18 protein-coding genes are annotated in these 16,691 nt (G+C 45.0%); 6 read left to right on the forward strand and 12 right to left on the reverse strand.

From position 1 onward, the window contains the following. Nucleotides 1-32: 32 nt before the first annotated feature. The 4 genes from C161_RS31305 to C161_RS01995 all read left to right on the forward strand — a co-directional run bounded on the left by C161_RS31305 (nucleotide 33) and on the right by C161_RS01995 (nucleotide 2,048). Nucleotides 33-734: a phosphatase PAP2 family protein gene (locus C161_RS31305; RefSeq protein ID WP_051449537.1), complete on the forward strand. Its 702-nt coding sequence runs from the start codon at nucleotides 33-35 to the stop codon at nucleotides 732-734. Between the two features lie 134 nt (nucleotides 735-868). Next, the gene (locus C161_RS01985) at nucleotides 869-1,126 is read left to right on the forward strand and encodes a GlsB/YeaQ/YmgE family stress response membrane protein (protein WP_017692278.1); all 258 of its coding nucleotides are present in this window, start codon (nucleotides 869-871) and stop codon (nucleotides 1,124-1,126) included. A 64-nt stretch (nucleotides 1,127-1,190) separates the two neighbouring features. Continuing rightward, nucleotides 1,191-1,598 (forward strand): YtxH domain-containing protein, encoded by a 408-nt coding sequence (locus C161_RS01990; RefSeq protein ID WP_036606997.1) that lies wholly within the window; start codon nucleotides 1,191-1,193, stop codon nucleotides 1,596-1,598. Nucleotides 1,599-1,682: 84 nt separating this feature from the next. Further along, nucleotides 1,683-2,048, forward strand: a complete 366-nt coding sequence (locus tag C161_RS01995; protein ID WP_017692276.1) for a DUF5665 domain-containing protein — start codon at nucleotides 1,683-1,685, stop codon at nucleotides 2,046-2,048. A 20-nt stretch (nucleotides 2,049-2,068) separates the two neighbouring features. On the opposite strand, the gene C161_RS02000 is transcribed toward C161_RS01995, so the two are convergent. From C161_RS02000 to C161_RS02050, 11 genes are all read right to left on the reverse strand, one after another. After that, nucleotides 2,069-3,121 carry a magnesium transporter CorA family protein gene (locus tag C161_RS02000; RefSeq protein ID WP_081745867.1) on the reverse strand — a complete coding sequence of 351 codons (1,053 nt, stop codon included), beginning with the start codon at nucleotides 3,119-3,121 and terminating at the stop codon, nucleotides 2,069-2,071. Between the two features lie 110 nt (nucleotides 3,122-3,231). After that, nucleotides 3,232-4,005 carry a sigma-70 family RNA polymerase sigma factor gene (locus C161_RS02005; protein ID WP_036606995.1) on the reverse strand — a complete coding sequence of 258 codons (774 nt, stop codon included), beginning with the start codon at nucleotides 4,003-4,005 and terminating at the stop codon, nucleotides 3,232-3,234. Continuing rightward, nucleotides 4,002-4,454 (reverse strand): anti-sigma B factor RsbW, encoded by a 453-nt coding sequence (rsbW, locus tag C161_RS02010; protein WP_036606993.1) that lies wholly within the window; start codon nucleotides 4,452-4,454, stop codon nucleotides 4,002-4,004. Before rsbW ends, C161_RS02005 begins: the two co-directional genes overlap by 4 nt. An 18-nt stretch (nucleotides 4,455-4,472) precedes the next feature. After that, on the reverse strand, nucleotides 4,473-4,811 hold the full coding sequence (locus tag C161_RS02015; RefSeq protein WP_036606989.1) for an STAS domain-containing protein: 339 nt from the start codon (nucleotides 4,809-4,811) through the stop codon (nucleotides 4,473-4,475). 86 nt (nucleotides 4,812-4,897) lie between these two features. Further along, nucleotides 4,898-6,574, reverse strand: a complete 1,677-nt coding sequence (locus C161_RS02020; RefSeq protein ID WP_036668004.1) for a response regulator — start codon at nucleotides 6,572-6,574, stop codon at nucleotides 4,898-4,900. A gap of 16 nt (nucleotides 6,575-6,590) precedes the next feature. Continuing rightward, complete coding sequence (locus tag C161_RS02025) at nucleotides 6,591-7,463, reverse strand: CheR family methyltransferase (protein ID WP_036606984.1); 873 nt, start codon at nucleotides 7,461-7,463, stop codon at nucleotides 6,591-6,593. Between the two features lie 86 nt (nucleotides 7,464-7,549). After that, nucleotides 7,550-11,275, reverse strand: a complete 3,726-nt coding sequence (locus C161_RS02030) for a response regulator (RefSeq protein ID WP_036606982.1) — start codon at nucleotides 11,273-11,275, stop codon at nucleotides 7,550-7,552. Continuing rightward, the gene (locus tag C161_RS02035) at nucleotides 11,272-12,441 is read right to left on the reverse strand and encodes a PP2C family protein-serine/threonine phosphatase (RefSeq protein WP_036606980.1); all 1,170 of its coding nucleotides are present in this window, start codon (nucleotides 12,439-12,441) and stop codon (nucleotides 11,272-11,274) included. The genes C161_RS02030 and C161_RS02035 overlap by 4 nt, the downstream gene beginning before the upstream one ends. 341 nt (nucleotides 12,442-12,782) lie before the next feature. Beyond that, nucleotides 12,783-13,127 (reverse strand): general stress protein, encoded by a 345-nt coding sequence (locus tag C161_RS02040; RefSeq protein WP_017692267.1) that lies wholly within the window; start codon nucleotides 13,125-13,127, stop codon nucleotides 12,783-12,785. Nucleotides 13,128-13,221: 94 nt separating this feature from the next. Further along, nucleotides 13,222-13,755 (reverse strand): hypothetical protein, encoded by a 534-nt coding sequence (locus C161_RS02045; protein ID WP_036668006.1) that lies wholly within the window; start codon nucleotides 13,753-13,755, stop codon nucleotides 13,222-13,224. Nucleotides 13,756-13,823: 68 nt separating this feature from the next. Then, a complete protein-coding gene (locus C161_RS02050) occupies nucleotides 13,824-14,333 on the reverse strand; it encodes a DUF948 domain-containing protein (RefSeq protein WP_036668007.1) in 510 nt (169 codons plus the stop codon). A gap of 220 nt (nucleotides 14,334-14,553) precedes the next feature. On the opposite strand from C161_RS02050, the gene C161_RS31860 reads away from it, so the two are divergent. Both C161_RS31860 and C161_RS02060 read left to right on the forward strand, forming a co-directional pair. Beyond that, nucleotides 14,554-14,718 (forward strand): DUF1328 domain-containing protein, encoded by a 165-nt coding sequence (locus C161_RS31860; RefSeq protein WP_017692264.1) that lies wholly within the window; start codon nucleotides 14,554-14,556, stop codon nucleotides 14,716-14,718. Nucleotides 14,719-15,091: 373 nt separating this feature from the next. Further along, nucleotides 15,092-15,610, forward strand: a complete 519-nt coding sequence (locus C161_RS02060) for a hypothetical protein (RefSeq protein ID WP_051449538.1) — start codon at nucleotides 15,092-15,094, stop codon at nucleotides 15,608-15,610. A 91-nt stretch (nucleotides 15,611-15,701) separates the two neighbouring features. On the opposite strand, the gene C161_RS02065 is transcribed toward C161_RS02060, so the two are convergent. Further along, nucleotides 15,702-16,589 (reverse strand): cation diffusion facilitator family transporter, encoded by an 888-nt coding sequence (locus C161_RS02065; protein ID WP_036606974.1) that lies wholly within the window; start codon nucleotides 16,587-16,589, stop codon nucleotides 15,702-15,704. Nucleotides 16,590-16,691: the final 102 nt, after the last annotated feature.

Genomic DNA, 16,691 nt, shown 5'->3' on the forward strand with positions numbered 1-16,691 from the left:
ATCTACTACAATAACTGAAGGAGAAACTCATTATGCCGCGCAAAACGTATTCACCAGCCTCATTCAGTTCAAATTCCGGTACGTTATTACGTCCACTCTTCAACTGGGGGTTGGCTGGTCTGGCCCTCAGCGCATCGGTCGTATTTATCCTGGCAGGTCTGGGTGCCTGGTTGGGTGCTGATGTTATTATTCGTCTGGATGATCAAATTCAGCAATTATTTTATCTGAATTCAGATTCACGTCTTCATCTATTCCCTTACACTGCATTCATAACCGCACTGGGCTCATTCAAAATCTCTGCTGTGGCTGCAGGAGGTTTTGCTCTTCTTTTCTTCATTCAACGCAGTCCAAGGTTTGTTGTATATGGATATGCGCTCACGGGAAGTTTTGCCATGATGTGGATTCTGAACACCTTATTGAAGGAATTTTTCAGACGAAGCAGACCTGAACTGGATCATCTGCTGGTCGTTCACGGGTACAGCTTTCCAAGCGGACATGCCATGATCTCCATGGGCTTTTACGGCATGCTCTTTGTAATCTGGGCCATTGAACGACAGCGACATAACTCTTCCGGTGTGTGGCTTCCTGTTCTATGTGGTATTAGTTTTATTTTCTTGATTGGCCTCAGCCGGATCATGTTGGGCGTTCATTATCCTACAGATGTATTTACTGGATTTACTGCTGGATTGGCATGGATCTTCTGCATGGTTAAAGGCATTAAACAAAGCCACTAAAGAATCAATTCCTCTGATTTCCAGTTCATTCATCCTCATCTTTATTGTTTCACAGGGTTGCACGGGGTTTATATACGAAGTAAGCAAACGCGAACAGACAACATCCTACATCAAGTTTAAAGGAGGCGGTTGTTATGTGGGGCATCATTATCAGCATTGTGATGGCTGTCATCATCGGTTTGATCGGAGATGCACTTGCCGGTCACAACATGCCTGGAGGCATAATCGGTGCAATGATTGCCGGATTTGCCGGAGCCTGGCTGGGAGCACTCTTGCTTGGTAACTGGGGACCAGTTATCGGTAACTTTGCCATTATCCCTGCCATCATTGGTACAGCGCTCTTTGTTTTCTTGCTGGGGCTTGTGTCCAGACTGCTAAGACAGGCTGCCTGATTCGGGCAACAAGGTGTTCGTTGTTTCGTATTTGTTTCTTAATTTGAAGAAGGAGTGATTAGACATGAATAAAGCAGAAGAGCAATATCCTGTACAGACGGGTTCGACTTTCGCAAAAGGTATTTTCATCGGGGGTTTGCTGGGAGCTGCAGCAGCACTACTCTTTGCGCCTAAACCGGGACGTGAATTGCGTGGTGACCTTTCCGAGAAAGTGGGCATCGTTACTGACCGCACCAAAGAAGTGGCAACTGTTGTAGGTGACAAAGCCTCTGAACTGGCTAAAACGGTCTCTTCCAAAACTTCCGACATTGCAAAAACGGTAAATCAAGGCCGCAATGATGTAATGGACTCTGTGAGAAAAGCGTCCGCTGATGTGGCTAACGAAGCATCCCGTGCATCTGATGAAGTGGCTGCCGCTTCCGTTGAAGCGAAGGAAGATGCACGTAAAGAACTTAACTCGACTAGCCTGTAAGGCGATACAGATCGAGTGACTAATAGCCAGCTGCACTCCAGCTGGCTATTTTTTATCCAATGAGAGTTGAGGAGGACAAATAATATGAGTAAAGTTACAATCAACGGTAATACTCCAATTACGGGAGGAACACCGGCACAGCAGTATGATACAAGCGAGCACCCTTTTGAATTGCGTCATGAGGTAAAGCGATTGAACACCCGTCTGGACCAGATTGCGGACAGTCTGGAGAGAGCACAGATCAAGGATATTATTGAGAATTACAGCAGTCCCAAAAAGCGGATTATTACCAATTTTACAGCGGGCATGGCACGAGGTCTCGGTCTGACTGTGGGTACCTTTGTTGTTCTCGGTTTGCTGGCATTCATTCTCAGCCAATTCGTGAATATGCCAATTGTGGGCCAATATATCGCTGACTTGCTTGGTTATATTGAAGATTACAAAAACTAAGAGGACTAACCAACAGTAGGCTATCCCTTACGTTTTTCCGTTGCTCCTTTTTTCTCTGTCTCTTCAGCTGAAGGCTGTGAGGATTTCACTTTGAGCAGATCTCCTGTCCAGCCTTTCATCATCAGCCATACATACATGCTGATCATGCTTAAGATAATGACAACAAGGACCAGTACAACTCCCCATGATTTGTCGATAAAGGGCAGGTTCTCAAAGTTCATCCCCCATATCGCGCCAGCTGCCGTGGCAGGTATGAACACAGCAGTAACAATGGTCAGCGTCTTCATGATCTCATTGCCACGTACACCGGAGATCGCATTATCAATGGAGATTAACGTATCGATCTCTTTCTCGTAGTGACTAAACAAACGTTCCATTCGCTCTACTCGATGTTGGAGCTGCTGGAAATATCGATTTTCGTTGATTTCACTGAGATAAGCCTCATGGGCAGCAGCCATCAGTTCCGAATAGGGGATAAACAGATTGCTCCAGTATAACAGTTCAAATCGGGCGGCCAAAATCTGGTCCATTAAAGTTCGGGCATTGCGGGATTCCATCTTCCGTTCCAGATCACGCAGGTTCATCTCAAAATGATCCATCCCCACATGGTAGTAATGCAGTATAGCTCGAAAAAGTACAAACATCCCGTCCCTGGCTTCACTACATTGCTGTAACATATGGGCACGTTCATCCGTCTTCATAATGCCTCGTGTATTGTCATCCATATTCAAGGTAACCAGGTTATTGCGATCGACATAGAAAAACATCTGATTATCTTGACGTTTGTCATCTCTCTCATTCTTGACTGCATACAACAATGAACCAAATATGACTGGTTCTGTACCATTCACGAAACGGACGGACAAATAATTCGATTCCACTTCCGGAATCTTATGAAGCCAATACCGCATATCCGGAAACGCCTCTGTCAGCTCCCCCAACGCATCGTTCATGCTATCGGTGTCAGGCGCAACCCAATCCCACCATTGCCAATGGCCCGAGCAAGATAACTTGTCGCGGCGAGCTTCCAACTTGATTTGGTTCACAATCACAATATCCACTCCTGCACTCATGTTCTTCATTGCATACCCATCTTTTTGATCCCAAAAAGGACACGTATGCATTTCAGCGCATTGACGTGTCCTTCTTTATGCCGTACTCAACAACATTAGGGTTCCATTTTTCATAACATTGAAGCATTAGACATGATCTGTTTCAGTTTCTCTGTAGCTCGCTTCTGAATCCGAGATACACTCATCTGTGAAACACCAAGCTTCTGGGCAATTGCCCGCTGAGATTGGCCATCCTGGAATGCTAGAATAAGTACCTGCTGTTCTTGTTCCTTCAATTGTCCCAATGCCTGTTGCAAGTCCATCCGTTTTTCGACCGAATCATAGTCATTCACATCTGCACTGATCAGTTCTCCCAATGTTGCTGCACTGTCATCCTGAGATAAAGGAGAATCCAGTGATACATAGTGGTAACATTCCCGACCAGCCAGAACTTCAATTGTCTCTTCTGCAGTCAGATCAAGGTATTCAGCAATTTCGTTCACACCGGGTGAGCGCTCCAGCTTAACGGTTAACTCATCGATGGCATGTTGCACAAGGGCTCCCTTTTCCTTAATCCTCCGGGGCACCTGAATATACCAGGATTTATCACGCAAGTAGTTCTTCATATGACCGATCATGCTCTTCATGGCATAAGGTTCAAACGGAATACCTAGGTTGATATCGTATTGCTTAAGCAAACGAATCAAAGCCATCTGCCCGGTCTGATACAAGTCTTCGTATAGATCGGGGCGATTCCGAGCGATTTTACCTGCTGCCATCTTGACCATTGGTTCATATTTACGGATGAGAACTGTTGCAATTTCATTATCTAGGGTCTGCTGGTATTCCCAGATCAAACCTATAGCTTCAGACATGGACTCTGGGGGAGTCACTTTTTCATTCATACTTTCTCCTCACTTCTTGCAAGACGTTTTACGAGTACTACTTTCGTACCTTTGCCCGTCTCACTTTCCACACTGACATCGTCCATCAAGGCTTGCATCAGGTAGAACCCAAGTCCGCCAATCTGTGCTTCCGTCAGTTCTTTGTCGTGTAGACCGGCACGTGACACAGCAGGGTTCATGTTCTCGAAGCTGGCACCTTCGTCCTTGACAATAATGGACAATGTTTCGCCATCCACTTCGAATACAACTTCAACCATGCCGCCTTCGTGTGAGTAGGCATACAATACAGAGTTGTTACAGGCCTCGGATACAGCAACTTTCATATCCTCAATGTCTTCGTAGGAAAATCCCATTTTGGATGCTACTCCATAGAGATTGAGTCTTACAATATCAACGTAATCAGCTGTCGCAGGTAAATTAAGGGTGACTCTTTGAACTTCTGCATTCATTCCTTTTTCGATCCTTTCCTATTGGGAATTCTTCTGTGTGACAAAGAATTTGGCGATGCCCGTCATGTCAAAAAGTTTCTGAATCTGCGCAGGAACTTCCTGTACTTCAAAGCGAGCTTCCATTCCATGTCTGGCCTTCAGAACAGATAACAGGATACCAATCCCTGTACTATCGATATACTTCAATTCTTTCATGTTAATCACAAGATCCTGTTCCTTGTTATCCACGAGCGGCTCCATCACCAAGCGGAAGTCAGGAGCAACCGACAAATCCAGTTCGCCAGTCAGATACACCGTACACACGCCGTCCTGAGTTTCAGTTCTTGCATTGAATTTTTCATTTTTATTTGTATTCATTAGACATCTCTCTCCTGATCAATGGTTTCCTTACCTAATAACCCAACTTCAGCACGAGTGAATCAGAAAGAAGTTTGGAAAATGTTTCAATTGGCCTGATTCATGGCTGAAGGGCCTGGGTCTAACATTTGTCGTTGTTTCTGAAACTGGGCTATTTTCTGTTTTACATTGCCCATTTTCACCGGTTTACTAATATAATCATCCATGCCGGCAGCAATACAGCGTTGCTGAATACCTTCCATCACGTTAGCAGTCATGGCTATAATGATTGGCTGATTAGACTGGGACAGACTCTCTCGAATCCGCCGTGTACATTCCAAACCGTCCATCACAGGCATCTGCAGATCCATAAACACATAGTCATAGGGATAACGGCTGCCGTTTACCATATCGAGTGCGCTCTGTCCATCTTCAGCAATGTCTGAGAGCAACCCCAGCTTACCAAGCATAATCGCCATCAACTTCTGGTTGATCGGATGATCATCCACAATTAATACCGTAGGATATTTATTCTCATTTTTCACATCCGTTGGTTTCTCTTCCCCGTTCCCCTGGACCAGTTCAGTTTCTACATAACGTTTCGCCTGAATTGTAAATACAAACGTTGCTCCCCGTTGCTCTGTTGTATCCAGATAGATCTGTCCACCCATCATTTCAACCAGAGTCTTGCATATTGCCAGTCCTAAGCCAGTTCCACCGTATTTACGTGTCATGGATGTATCCAGCTGGGAAAACGGCTGGAACAGGCGATCAACTTTGTCTGAAGCGATACCTATCCCGGTGTCTTTAACGGCAAACTCCAATGCCATTTCTCCATCCTCTTCTTCCTTAACTGACACGATCAGATAAACTCCACCCTGATCGGTAAATTTGATCGCATTGGCAATAAGATTCAAGAGAACCTGACGGAGCCTTGCCATATCTCCATAGATTAATTCAGGCACAGAATCTTCCAGGAAATAATCCAGTTCCAGATTCTTTTTGCCTGCTTCTGCAGCAAACAATCCCAACACTTCCCGAATACAGGAGACAATCTCAAAAGGATGCTCTTCCAGTTCCATTTTGCCGGATTCCATCTTGGTAAAATCAAGAATGTCATTGATAACCGTGACGAGTGCATCTGCACTGCGACGAACGATGTCTGCATATTCCTTCTGATCTTCCCTCAGTTCCGTCTCCATCAGCAGATCAACCATACCGATAACTCCGTTCATCGGTGTACGAATCTCATGACTCATCATTGCCAGGAACTCTGTCTTTGCATTGGCTGCAATTTCTGCTTCTTCCTTGGCCTGAATGAGTTGTTGGTTCATCTTCTCCAGTTCCTGTGTCTTCTGGTGAAGAAGCATGGTCTGTGTCTTCAAACGTTTATTGGTGATAAACATCTCCACAAAGCCCTCGATTTTGGATTTCAAAATCTGAGGAATAAATGGCTTAACCATGTAATCAATGGCCCCGGCTGAATATCCGGCAAACAAGTGCTCCGCTTCTCTGCTATTGGCAGAGATGAATATAATCGGCACATCCTTGGACTTGTCCCGTGCCTTAATTAACTTTGCTGTCTCAATTCCGTCCATTCCAGGCATCTGCACATCGAGAACGATAACCGCAAATTCGTCTTTTAGCAGACAGCGGAGTGCCTCTTCTCCGGAAGTTGCCTTAACGAGTTTATATTGTTCCGATTCCAGAACTGCTTCAAGAGCAAGCAAGTTCTCAGGGCGGTCATCTACCAATAATATGTGGATTGGTTCATTGAGCCCCATGGCTAACCCTAACCCCCTATTTGATCTTCCGGTATATTTTTTCGGTCCGGTCTAACGGCTCATAGGTATCACTGAACTCTGTAAAATGTATCGATTCTTTCGACCCCAGAACCAGAATACCAAAGTGGCTCAAGCTCTCATGAAACAGCCCATGCACATGGTTCCGCAGTTCATCATTAAAATAAATCATGACATTACGGCAAAAGATAACATTAAACTCGTTAAATGACCGGTCTGTTGCCAGGTTGTGCTCGGCGAAAATGATGTTCTTCCTTAGAAAAGGATGAAATATCACCGAATTGTATTTCGCTGTATAGTACTCGGAGAAGGCTCTGGTACCCCCTGCCTCCAAATAATTTGTAGTAAATAGTTTCATTTTCTCAATACCATATACGCCTTCTTTGGCCTGTTGCAAAGAGCGATCATTCATATCCGTTGCGTAGATTCTTGCCTTGTCATACAGTCCTTCCTCATGCAACATGATGGCCATGGAATAAACTTCCTCTCCTGTAGAACATCCCGCATGCCATATTCGGATATACGGGTAGGTTCTCAGGATAGGAATAATCTGTTCCCGAAACATTCGGAAAAGCGAAGGATCTCGAAACATTTCCGTTACAGGGATGGATAAGTTCTGTACAAAACGTTCAAACGCGGAACGGTCATGAAGAACACGCTCCTGCAAGCCGGATATGCTCTTAACACCTTCAGCATGTGCATGATGCCAGATTCTTCGTTTCAGGGATGGCAGTGCATAGTTTCTAAAATCATATCCATATAAACGGTGCATGCCTTCCAACAGCAACTCAATCTCGATCAGCTCGCGTTCTTCATCTTGCGGCATACGGACCAAATCTGCCCCCGTCTCGGTAGGTTCCCACGGTGTCATAAGTTCTCTCCACTTCTTCATTTGTTACTTGCGTATTCGTCGTATTGTCTTTCATTACCCAAACAATGAGCATACGAATAATGAACTTACGAATACAGCCATACGCGCATTAAGGATAACAATTGATCTGTCTGGATCGGTTTTTTCACATAATCAGATGCTCCGGCCTCAATACATTTGCCGCGATCCTCTTTCATGGCTTTGGCCGTAAGCGCAATAATCGGCAACTTTTCAAACTGCGGGATCTGTCTGATTCGTGTCATCGCTTCATAACCGTCCATCTCTGGCATCATCATATCCATCAGTACCAGATCAAATTCCGGATTTTTGTCTAAAATCTCCAAAGCCTCTCGGCCGTTCTCAGCAAACGTCACATCCATCCGATAGCCTTCAAGAACACTCGAAAGGGCAAATACGTTACGAATATCGTCATCTACAAGCAATATTTTCTTGCCTTCAAACAACGTTTCTTTGTTGTGTAGTTTCTGTAAGATTCGACGCTTGTCTTCCGGCAAATTGGCTTCTACCCGATGCAGGAACAAAGTGGTCTCATCCAGCAGACGTTCCGGTGACTTCACATCTTTGATAATGATGGATTCCGCATATTTGCGCAGCTTCATTTCTTCCTTGGAATCCAGTTCTTTGCCTGTATAAATTATAATCGGCAGATCGTTCAGATATTCATCATCGCGAATCTGGTCGAGCAACTCAAACCCGGTCATATCCGTTAACATCAGATCCAGTACCATACAGTCATAACGCTGGCTGTGTAATTCATTTAACGCCTCACTACCTGTCGACACAGCAGTGATTGCAACATCATCATGACCAATCAATTCAATAATGGCTTTACGCTGAATTTCATCATCTTCGACGATCAACAATCGTTTCAATTGATTCTCAGTATATGATTTGATATGTGAGAATGCTTTATCCAGTGAATCCTTGCTCGAAGGTTTTTTCAGATACGCAATGGCGCCCATCATCAGACCTTGCTTCATATCATCAATGACTGAAATCACATGAACCGGAATGTGGCGTGTTGCCGAACTGCTCTTCAGCTCGCCCAGAATGGTCCAACCATCCATCACCGGCAATTGAATATCCAGGATAATGGCATCCGGCAAATATTGACGTGCCATTTCAAGTCCTTTATCCCCTTGAAGGGCAACAAGTGCTTTGAAGCCTCTTCCTCTCGCCATATCCGTCAAAATATGTGCAAAGTTCACGTCATCCTCAATGATGAGCAGGATTTTGTCACCTTCCATCAGATTCTCCCGATCATCTTCGATCTGCGTGACATCTGGAGTATGGGAAGGAGAAAGATCTGTACCCACGCTACGCTCCGGATCAGGAGAGAGAATGGACTGATGACTTGAAAGCATGGTCCGTGCTTCGATGGACTTTTCATAAAGATCCTCTGAGGAAACAGCCGCTTCTCTTGAAGCACCTTCCTCCGCCAAGGCTTCCTCTTCATGATTATCCGGCAGGTATAAGGTAAAGCAGCTACCTTCTCCCTCGGATGATTCCACCTGTATTGCACCACCAAGCAAACGTGCCAGTTCCCTGCTAATGGACAATCCCAGACCAGTTCCACCGTATTTCCGACTTGTGGTCCCGTCTACTTGCTGGAACGCTTCAAAGATCAGATCCGTCTTGTCCGATGGAATACCAATGCCGGTGTCTTTTACACTGAATCCGAGATATTCCTGATTGGTGTTCATATAACCCGGCAGTTCTTCCGGTTTCATCCGTCGTCCAATTAGACTAACCGAACCTCGATTGGTGAACTTAAATGCGTTCGACAACAAATTCCGTAAAATCTGTTTGACGCGATGGCTGTCGGTGTACACCCATTCCGGTAGATCGCTGTCGAAATCAATATTCAAGTTCAGTTCCTTTTTGTTCGCCATCGGTCCAAAGTTCTGCTGAACAAAGCTGGTCAGCTCTTCCATTCGTACGGTCTCATAATTGATATCCATCTTACCTGCGTCCACCTTGGACAGATCCAGAATCTCATCAATCATCTTCAGCAGATCCGCGCCCGACATGTAGATGGTTTGCGCATATTCCTGCTGTTTGTCAGTCAGATTTCCACCTTTGTTCTCCGACAATAACTGGGACAATATGAGCAGACTGTTCAATGGTGTACGGAGTTCATGTGACATATTCGCTAAAAATTCGGACTTGTACTTGCTTGTCATCGACAGCTGTGTAGCTTGCTGTTCCAACTGTGTCTTCGTTTTCTCAATTTCGTCATTTTTCTCTTCAACTTCACGCACCTGCTCTTCAAGCGCCCGCGTCTTGGCAATGAGTTCCGTATTAAAATGTTCCAGTTCTTCCTGCTGACGCTGTAGCAACTCCTCAGATCGTTTAAGCGCCTCTGTCTGCTCCTCCAGATTCTCATTGGAACGACGAAGTTCTTCTTGCTGTGTCTGCAATTCTTCCGATTGAACCTGCAGTTCCTCAGTCAGTGCCTGGGATTCACGTAGCAGCTCCTCCACACGCAAACGACGTCGAACGTTGTTCAAAATTACGCCCAGGTTCATAATCAGTTGTGTGAATAACTGCTTGTGCAGTTCATTGAAACCTTCAAAGGAAGCCACTTCAACTACACCAATCAGTTCATCTTCAAACACGACAGGATAGATCATGATACCCGCAGCACGTGTTGAGCCTGAAGCTGAACCAATATGCACGTAATCTTCGGGCGTATTTTCCAGAATAATCGGTGTCATATCCAGCGCGGCTTGACCAATCAGGCCTTCCCCGATGCGATACATTTCCTTACCAACATCTTCGTTCTCTTCAAATGCGTATGCACCGTAACGTCTCAGTTCGTCGGGATGTTTCTCCTCATCGATCAGATAGACGACACCCAACTGAGCACCAAGCACAGGTGTGAACTCACTGATAAACATCTGTGAAATTTGGCGAATGGAGCCAATCCCCCGAAGCAGCTCCGGGACTCTTGCGATGTTCGAACTCATCCAGTTTTGATCCTGCTGAGCCTGCACATAAGCCCTCTCGATCTCCAGTTTTTCTTCCAGATCACTGGATACATCTTTGAACACACTGGCAATCTGACCAATCTCATCGGTTGATTTGACCTGTATGCGCCGAATGGTTCGGTAACGCCCTTTACCAAAGCTGGTAATCATCATAGATACAGTGTTCAGACCCCGTGTAATACTCGGCAGCACCCACAGAATGACACCCAATGCAAGCAACAACCCGGCAATCATGATACTTATCGTGATCTGTACTGCTCTCGTATACGCTTCGTTAGCGTTCTTGATCTCAGCATCAATCTCTTGGTCCTGATAACGTGAAAGAGCATTCAAACTATCCACAGTTTCTTTTTGCACCGCGAGTCCTGTTGAATTGCGGTAGTTATTCGCATCTTCTACCCGGTTTTGGGACATCAGGTTGATCTGTCTCGTTGCATAAGATGTATAAGCGGTCCACGCCGTATTCACACGATCCACCAGTTGATGTTCAGGTGCACTGTCTGCCCGGTTTCTCACTTCTGCGAGGTAACCATCCCCCCGATCCTTCATCTCCTTCAGGTCACCCTCAGCAGCATTAATCGAATTGTTCGGATTCAATAACAAGTTAGCCAGCACTTTGGCAATATCATTGACCTCTCCACGTGCAGCAGAAGTGAACCTTACTTTGAGATAACGTTCCTGATACATCTGATCAATCTGTTGATTACTGCTGTTTAACCGTTCATAACTCACAAACGTGAGCACGATCAAAATGGCCATCAGAGCGGTAAAACCAATCAGCAGTTTATTCCTGATCTTCATTCATCCCCCGCCCCTTTATTCAAAGTAATCCAGACCAGACATTTATCATCATCCCGCTCTTGGGGAATTTCGTCGTCAAAAAACATGGCCTGCATAGCAGCTTCATTCCACTGATGTGAGCCAGTCAGTTTTTCGATCAGGAATTCATGTTGTTCTTCCTGCCCGCCCTGAACAGCTTCCAATAATCCATCCGTATAGAGTGCAATATGCCCGTCACCCTCATAATGGATCGTTTGTGGTTCAATATCCATCTTGTCAAATAAACCAACAGGACAGCAGACGCTGTCAAATGTGGTGACACTGCCGTCGTTTCGGAAAAATAAAGCAGGTGGATGCCCCGCATTAACATAATCAATACGTTTCATCCGTGTATCAACGACCAAATAAATTGCCGTGAAATAATACTGCACCAATTGTTTTTCCAGATGGAGCTGGTTAAAACGACGGTTCAACTCCTGAATGACCTTCTCTGGATCCACATAAGTGGTAACCGTATCTTTTAACACAGAAGCGATAAACATGGTAAACAGGGATGAAGATATCCCGTGTCCCATCATGTCGAGCAGCAGTACTCCGTAACGGCCTTCCCCAAGGGGGTACCAAGAATACAGATCACCCGCAAGCTCAAAGGATGGTTTATAGATGGCATGCACTTGGAACAACGGGTCCCTAATTGCCGGACTTAATACAGCATTTTGGACCATCGCTGCCAACTTGAGCTCATCCTGAATACGTTGATCACGCTCTTTATGCCAATCCTTCTCCTGTTTCAAACGAAGTGCGAGTCGAATTCTGGCCATCAGTTCGACTTTATTAATCGGCTTGGTCACATAATCAGATGCACCAGCATCCAATGCTTCGGCAAGTTTCTTGGAGTCTCCGATGGCAGTCACCATAATAATCGGTATATCCTTCAGATTCTCAAATTTCTGCACAATACTGCAGGCTTCGATACCGTCCATCTCAGGCATCATCATATCTAGCAAAATCAGGTCAATATCCGACGGTCTTGGACGAAGTTCGTTGCTTTCCTCCCCAATTCCTAACACTTCAAACATTTCCATGGCGGAACTCGCCGTTACAATGTCACGATAGTTTTCTTTTTTCAGAATTTCTCGAATGATAATGACATTCGTCGGATTGTCGTCAACAATAAGTATTCTCATTGATATCTCCTTATCTGTGGCGTCCGGGTTTGTCGATTCTTATTAGGTTAAAACAAACGTTGATTATACAAATTTTGCATACAAAACGGCAGTAGACATAATAATTCCTAGTATAACTATAATCGTAAAAACAAAAAACTTCTATCAGTAAATGGCACCATCGTAGGGGAATATCCCCGCGACTCACCCTGTTTTTGCAGCGTCCTGATCCCGCTTCCAAACTTGCAAAAACATAGATAAGGAATGGGGTTTTCCCCATTCCTTATCTATGTTTTTGATTAAGCATTTTACATAAATGATTCAGAAGCTTGTCCATGTTCAGCAAACTTCAACTTATCGAGTTAATCTTTCTTTTTAGCAATAACGAGTACTTTACCTTTGTCGAGTTCACTCTCGTAGAAATCCGCTTCGGCTTCGGTAAAGCCCATCGAAACAATTTTGGCCCGGAGTTCATCACCACGTGAGCGGAACAGATTCGCCAAGGAATCAAATACGCCCTCTTCCTTTATGCCAATTTCTTTGGCATCTGCTGTATCGGCAATTCGATCTGTACGATCCTTCTCATGGGCGAGAACAAAGATTTGATCAGCAAGGTATCCGGTAATCTGCAATTCTTTCACCGCTTCTACCGCCTGGACTCCGTTTTCTACCACTTTTGCATAAGCTTGCTCATTGGTTGAATTCATCGTTTCCACTCTCCTCTGATTTAATCTTCTGTATCGAGCTACTTAGTATATAACCATACTATATGGGTTTGAAACGATTTGGTAATAACCAATCCTAGGAAACTGTGTCATCAAAAAGATCAATGCCTTCAATCTGATGAGAGCCTGACTTCATATATACCTTCAGAGCCTGGTCTCCACGGAGAAACACTTCTCCGTCCTCTGCCACATAATAAGGTTTCCCTAGAGCATGATGGATCGCTTCAATATTCATCTCAATTCTCTTTCCGTTTAACATGATGTGATTCTCAGATGCATCGATATGCACATATTGAATGACATCCGTATCTTCACACAAGCCAACCTTCACATCATGAAAGTGATATTCAGGACACCCCAGATAAGGATCTTCCTGCTTATACCCCGGCTGGCCCTTCTTGGCCAACAAATCATCCATGGTGTCATCCAGAGAAATGCCATTCAGAGTCCGAAAATGCTGGAAAGTCTCGGATCGATCAACAGCCAGAGTTACCTCTGACGCCTTCTCTTCCATTGCCGTCCATTGCATATCGTGAGCAGCGGGTACCGCTGCCGGTTGAACGGAAAAGGGAGAAATTACGCTAAACATCACAAGCAGTAGTTTCATCATGATTCTCACCCTTTCATCAGGTTCATCACCGCTCTGAAGGCTTCTTCATGGGTTACAAAGCGGTCATGTTACTTGCGCATCCGTTGCCATACATTCGCTGCAACATCAATATACTTCATCCAGTTTTTCCCGCCCTTAGCTTCACCATTATATGTAGCTTCATAGGATTGCAGGGTACGATCCGTTGATGTAGCAGGCGGTGCAGTTACATGAACCGCTTCAGCATGCTTGGTCTGTTCAGCGTTGTTACGTTTGGTCTGAAATTTCGCCATCAGCGTTGTGGAGACTTGTTTGGCTGCTGCCGTCACTTCATTCAACACTTCTCCCAGATTCTCAACAGATTCCATAACAGGATCAATTTTTTTCATTTTGTGTTGTACATCCACCGTAATATCATTGGCATGTCTTACCGTCTGCTTCACTTCATAACTAAGTTCGTCAATGGTTTTCTGTACCTCCTGCAATGTCTGTGAGACATTGTCCAAAGAACCCTGAGCGGATTTCAAGGTACGAATTAAAAAGAATACCAGTACTGCAAATGCCACTGCAATCAGGGCCACGCTAATTTGATAGATCATAGAAGAACCTCTCTTTCCATATGTGCATCAGTTTGTTATTGCTATAGTTACCCGGCGATTTCCCGGACGAAACAATATTATATATCCCTTCATATATGCCTTCGCTTGGAAAAAAAACCAATGTTTCAAGCGGTTAGCACTCGGTTAAAGTTAGACTACACAAGGCGGTGAGGTGAACACAACTCACTCCACAATCAATTATACGAAAGGATGAATACTTATGTTGAAATGGTCTGTATTATTTCTAATTATTGCACTGGTAGCAGGTATTTTTGGATTCTTCGGTATTGTTGAAGCAGCTGCTTCAATCGCGAAAGTACTCTTCTTCATCTTTGTTGTACTGTTCGTAATCTCCCTGATTACGGGACGTAGCCGAATGCGATAACCTCAGGCTCTGATATGACTGAGTGTTTACTAAACGATTACATACAAAAGCCGATCGTGCTCCCAAGCCGATTGGCTTTTGTGCGTTCAGGCATAGGTCAACTTTTCTATATTATGTATTGCACTCCCTTCTGCTTTATTCCAATCCGCTCTCGTATGAATCCCAAAAAAAACAGGACCTTTTTGAGATAGCCAACCCGGTTTTATCCCACTGAAGTATGATATTTACAGGCTTGCTATATACCCACATATGAGCCAGTTGACACTGGAGAATGCAAGAAAATATTGTTATAATTTGTGATTCATAAGGGTGCTTGCTTGGTTACTTGTAATCAGGACAACATTTTACATACCTACCGAGGAGGAAAAACAAAATGAAAAAAATCGTAAGTTTTGCCGCTGCTTTAACGTTGATGGGTTCGATGGCTGCCGCTGCGGGTGCGGAGGAAGCGGTTACTGGAACGGTAAATCCGGAAACAGGAACTGAGGCTACAACAACACCAACGACCACAACAACTCCGGCTGTTGAAGTGAACAAACCTGCTGTAGAAACAGTAGAAGGTACTGCTGAGACTGTAACAGGTACAACAGTAGACACTACAGGTGCAGAAGGTACTTCAACTACAACTGAAACGCCAGCTACGACTACAGATGACAAAATGTTTGAAGAGCCACTCGTAAAACCAGGTGATGAAGTACTGGCACCAACGATGTTGCTGAACCTTCTGGAGCGCACTTGGTTCTATGATGCACCTAACGGTAAACCAATCGGTGCATTAGGCTCCCAAGTCATCGATACAACAGGTGAAGTGGTTGATGGATTCGATGGCGGCGAGTGGGTACAAGTATACACTTGGAAAGGCAAAGCGTGGATCCACGTTGCCATTCAATAACATCGTATAATCGTTCTAACGATAAGTAAAGAGGACAGCACGCACAATCGCGGCTGTCCTCTTTTCATTTTCCAAGATGTTCACTCCCTGTTCAAGGGTTCCTTGTGACTTCTTCCGTCTTTGGTTCCACATGTACATGTACATGCATGATGTTATGCGATCGCTTCAACCGCTCTTCAACACGGTCACAGATCTGATGGCCTTCAATCAAGCTTAGGCCTCCGTCCACTTCAATGACTACATCCACAAGTACATGACTGCCGTGCACACGTGCCTTCACATCCTTGATCATCTCAACACCGGGAACGCGTGCTACGGAGGATCTGAGATCCGTCAGTTCCTTCTGGTCAAATCCATCGGTAAGACGATGTGTAGAATCCCGAAAAATCTCCCAAGCCGTTTTGCAGATCAACAGACCTACAGCAATGGCAGCTACTTTATCCAGCCATGGAAGTCCAAACTGCGCACCTATAATTCCAATTGCAGCACCTATGCTGACCCAGGCATCGGAACGATTATCTTTCGCCGCAGCCATCAGAGCCTGACTATTAATTTGTTTTGCCAGACGGTGATTGTAACGGTACACGCCTAACATCACCACAGCACAGACTACAGCCACCGCTGCCGCCCACAGGTTTGGAGCAACAAAGGCTCCTTCATACCAGGAGCGAACGGCTTCAACCAATACTTGCAGCCCAACCATAGCCATAATAAATGAAGCTACCAAAGCAGCAACCGTCTCCGCTCTAAAATGACCATAGGCATGATCCGAATCAGGTGGTTTCTGGGAGATCCGAAGCCCAATCAGTACAGCAATGGATGCTACAATATCTGTAAGGTTATTAAAACCATCGGCCAGCAAGGCGCTGGAAGCAAATAAATATCCACAGATCAGCTTAAAAGCGGACAAGACGAGATAGGCTACGATACTAACCCAAGCCCCTCGCTCCCCTTTTCGAATTTCTTCATAAGCGTTCAAACCGGGCGACACCCCTTTAACGTTTCGTATTACGGTTTTTCCATGTTACCAAATGCGGAGCGTGTGGGTCTACAGAAACAGTGTTGCCAGGTTGCATTGCTG

It is taken from the genome of Paenibacillus sp. FSL R5-192, from assembly GCF_000517845.1.
In the GTDB taxonomy this organism is placed as follows: Bacteria; Bacillota; Bacilli; order Paenibacillales; family Paenibacillaceae; genus Paenibacillus; species Paenibacillus amylolyticus.

What these genes read in the sequence shown, in the direction of transcription:
- C161_RS02035 (WP_036606980.1), bottom strand. Translation starts at nt 12,441, where the DNA reads ATGAGAATACTTATTGTTGACGACAATCCGACGAATGTCATTATCATT.
- C161_RS02025 (WP_036606984.1), bottom strand. Translation starts at nt 7,463, where the DNA reads ATGACACCGTGGGAACCTACCGAGACGGGGGCAGATTTGGTCCGTATG.
- C161_RS02060 (WP_051449538.1), top strand. Translation starts at nt 15,092, where the DNA reads ATGAAAAAAATCGTAAGTTTTGCCGCTGCTTTAACGTTGATGGGTTCG.
- C161_RS31860 (WP_017692264.1), top strand. Translation starts at nt 14,554, where the DNA reads ATGTTGAAATGGTCTGTATTATTTCTAATTATTGCACTGGTAGCAGGT.
- rsbW (WP_036606993.1), bottom strand. Translation starts at nt 4,454, where the DNA reads ATGAATGCAGAAGTTCAAAGAGTCACCCTTAATTTACCTGCGACAGCT.
- C161_RS02040 (WP_017692267.1), bottom strand. Translation starts at nt 13,127, where the DNA reads ATGAATTCAACCAATGAGCAAGCTTATGCAAAAGTGGTAGAAAACGGA.
- C161_RS01995 (WP_017692276.1), top strand. Translation starts at nt 1,683, where the DNA reads ATGAGTAAAGTTACAATCAACGGTAATACTCCAATTACGGGAGGAACA.
- C161_RS31305 (WP_051449537.1), top strand. Translation starts at nt 33, where the DNA reads ATGCCGCGCAAAACGTATTCACCAGCCTCATTCAGTTCAAATTCCGGT.
- C161_RS01990 (WP_036606997.1), top strand. Translation starts at nt 1,191, where the DNA reads ATGAATAAAGCAGAAGAGCAATATCCTGTACAGACGGGTTCGACTTTC.
- C161_RS02045 (WP_036668006.1), bottom strand. Translation starts at nt 13,755, where the DNA reads ATGATGAAACTACTGCTTGTGATGTTTAGCGTAATTTCTCCCTTTTCC.
- C161_RS02020 (WP_036668004.1), bottom strand. Translation starts at nt 6,574, where the DNA reads ATGGGGCTCAATGAACCAATCCACATATTATTGGTAGATGACCGCCCT.
- C161_RS02005 (WP_036606995.1), bottom strand. Translation starts at nt 4,005, where the DNA reads ATGAATGAAAAAGTGACTCCCCCAGAGTCCATGTCTGAAGCTATAGGT.
- C161_RS02050 (WP_036668007.1), bottom strand. Translation starts at nt 14,333, where the DNA reads ATGATCTATCAAATTAGCGTGGCCCTGATTGCAGTGGCATTTGCAGTA.
- C161_RS02015 (WP_036606989.1), bottom strand. Translation starts at nt 4,811, where the DNA reads ATGAATACAAATAAAAATGAAAAATTCAATGCAAGAACTGAAACTCAG.
- C161_RS02000 (WP_081745867.1), bottom strand. Translation starts at nt 3,121, where the DNA reads ATGAGTGCAGGAGTGGATATTGTGATTGTGAACCAAATCAAGTTGGAA.
- C161_RS02030 (WP_036606982.1), bottom strand. Translation starts at nt 11,275, where the DNA reads ATGAAGATCAGGAATAAACTGCTGATTGGTTTTACCGCTCTGATGGCC.
- C161_RS01985 (WP_017692278.1), top strand. Translation starts at nt 869, where the DNA reads ATGTGGGGCATCATTATCAGCATTGTGATGGCTGTCATCATCGGTTTG.